This window comes from Streptomyces colwelliae, from assembly GCF_048158785.1.
Lineage (GTDB): Bacteria > Actinomycetota > Actinomycetes > Streptomycetales > Streptomycetaceae > Streptomyces.
Map to the genome: position 1 here is coordinate 1 of NZ_JBLTJC010000673.1, position 2,709 is coordinate 2,709.

At 73.0% G+C, this 2,709-nt stretch carries 2 protein-coding genes; both read right to left on the minus strand.

Features of this window, described 5'->3' with window-relative positions:
- Positions 1-1,040: M48 family metalloprotease (locus ACNFOC_RS53005; RefSeq protein WP_521987173.1), on the minus strand; the 1,040-nt coding region annotated here is incomplete at its 3' end.
- A gap of 356 nt (positions 1,041-1,396) precedes the next feature.
- A complete protein-coding gene (purD, locus tag ACNFOC_RS53010) occupies positions 1,397-2,650 on the minus strand; it encodes a phosphoribosylamine--glycine ligase (protein ID WP_416966111.1) in 1,254 nt (417 codons plus the stop codon).
- Positions 2,651-2,709: the final 59 nt, after the last annotated feature.

Sequence of the window (2,709 nt, forward strand, 5' to 3'; positions counted from 1 at the left end):
AGTTCCCTCAGCCCGCCGTCGCCGGTGTGCCGGTCCCTCATACCCTCTCCCGGGAGTTCATCATGTCCGGACCCTTCTTCAACTCGCCCTCCTCCCTGAGCCGTCGGGGCTTTCTCGCCGCCACCGGACGGCCAGCGGCCCATGCGCCACGCGGGCAGCGCGACCCGGGTCAGCAGCCGGTCCCAGCCCGCGTACGCCAGGCCCACCTGTTCCTGCGCGACGATCCGCAGGCCGTAGTCCACAGCCTGTGCACGCTCGGCGGCCGCGGCGGCCACGCCCCGCTCCATCTCGGCCGCGTGCCCCCGGCAACTGCGCAGCAGCAGCCGGGCGACCCAGCCGACACCGGCGAGCACCGAACGGAACACGGGACCGCGCGGTGCCGAGGTCACGGCCACCGCCGCGTCCAGCCCCCGTACGAAACGGCGGGCCGCGGCTATGTCCGGGTGCGCGGACGGTCCCGTACCGGCGACGACCGGCGCGAGCACCGCGCGCAGCTCGCCCACCCGCATCCACCACAGGAACGGCGAGCCGATGACGAGGACCGGCGAGGCGGTCGTACGACGGGAACGCCCCGGGGTGAGGCCGCGTACGCCGGTGATCTCGTCGCGGTTCTCCTGCGGGGGCGGGCCGTGGGACGGGTGGGTGCGGTCCTCCAGCCAGCTGTCGCAGTCCGGGGTGAGCGCTATCGCGGACGGCGCGGGGACGTCGAGACGGTCGGCGAGGTCGCGCACCAGGCGATACAGGTCGGGGGCCGACTCCTCGGCGATCGCGACCGTAGGACTCACGGCCGGGCGGGCCCGCGCGACGACCAGCGCGATGGCACCGGCCGCGAGCAGCACGACGACCGCGGCCACGCCCATGATCCAGCGGGCGAGATCCCAGCCCCGGCCCACGAGATGGCCGGCGGAACCCCCGGCGAGCAGGATCACCGCGACGGCGGCGGGCAACAGGGCGACGGCCAGCGCCCGGCTGCGGATCCGCAGCACGGCCAAGGCACGGGACCGCGCCGCCTGCGCGCCCGCTTCCACACCCACACCCATACCGGTCACGACCGGACCTCACCCCCTCCGTGCTGTCCCGCTCTGCTGGCGTTGCTCACTCCCCCACTGTGGCACCCGCCACTGACATCGCAATGCCGGTGGGCCAAGTGCCGGAACGCTTGCGCCGCACCATAGTTGGGGCCCCGGTCCCCGTCAGCCGGTTGGGGCATCGGTCACTCGATGGAATGGCTCAGGGGAAAGCTGGATGACGGAGGGCAAGGATCAGGCCCCGAATCGTGAGACGGATTCGGGGCCTGCCGGGTTTATCGGTGCGCGGGGAAGCTTGGTGCGCTGGGGAGCTTGGTGCGCTGGGGAGCTTGGTGCGCGGGGGAGCTTGGTGCGCTGGGGAGCTTGGGTCAGCTGTCCGCCGCCGCCTGTGCCGCGATGTCCGTGCGGTGCTGGGAGCCGTCGAGGCGGACGCGGGCCACGGCCGCGTACGCGCGCTCGCGGGCCTGCGTGAGATCCGCGCCGGTCGCCGTGACGGAGAGGACACGGCCGCCCGCGCTGACGACGTCGTCGCCGTCGTACTTGGTCCCGGCGTGCAGCACGTACGCGTGCGGGGCGTCCTGCGCCGCCACCTCGTCGAGGTCGGTGATCGGGTCGCCGGTGCGCGGGGTGCCGGGGTAGTTGTGCGAGGCGATGACGACGGTGACCGCCGCGTCCTCGCTCCAGCGCAGGGGGGCCAGGTCCTCGAGGGTGCCGTCGGCGGCGGCGAGCAGGATGCCGGCCAGCGGGGTCTTCAGGCGGGCCAGGACCACCTGGGTCTCCGGGTCGCCGAAGCGGGCGTTGAACTCGATGACCCGCACACCACGGGACGTGATCGCGAGACCGGCGTAGAGGAGGCCGGAGAAGGGGGTGCCACGGCGGCGCATCTCGTCGACGGTGGGCTGGAGGACGGTCTGAAGTACTTCCTCCACCAGCTTCGGGTCGGCCCACGGCAGCGGGGAGTACGCGCCCATGCCGCCGGTGTTCGGGCCCTCGTCGCCGTCCAGCGCGCGCTTGAAGTCTTGCGCGGGCTGGAGGGGTACGACGGTCACGCCGTCGGTGATCGCGAAGAGCGACACCTCGGGGCCGTCGAGGAACTCCTCGATGACGACCCGCTCGCAGGCGTTGGCGTGCGCCTTCGCGGCTTCGAGGTCGGCGGTGACGACTACGCCCTTGCCGGCGGCCAGTCCGTCGTCCTTCACGACGTACGGCGCACCGAAGGCGTCGAGGGCTTCCTCGACCTCTTCCGGGGTCGTACAGACATAGGAGCGGGAGGTGGGGACACCGGCCGCGGCCATCACTTCCTTGGCGAAGGCCTTGGAGCCCTCCAGCTGCGCGGCCTCCCCGGAGGGGCCGAAGACCGGGATGCCCGCCTCGCGCACGGCGTCGGCGACCCCGGCGACGAGGGGTGCCTCCGGGCCGACCACGACGAGCTCGGCACCGAGTTCGGTGGCCAGCGCGGCTACGGCTGCGCCGTCGAGGGCGTTGACCTGGTGCAGCTCGGCCACCTCTGCGATGCCGGCGTTGCCGGGGGCGCAGTGCAGGGCGGTGACGTCGGGGTCTAGGGACAGGGAGCGGCAGAGGGCGTGTTCGCGGGCACCGGTACCGATGACGAGGACCTTCACGGGGTCAGCCTAGGTCACGGTCGAGGTGAGGTTGGTCGGGGTGGGGGTTGGTGTGGGCG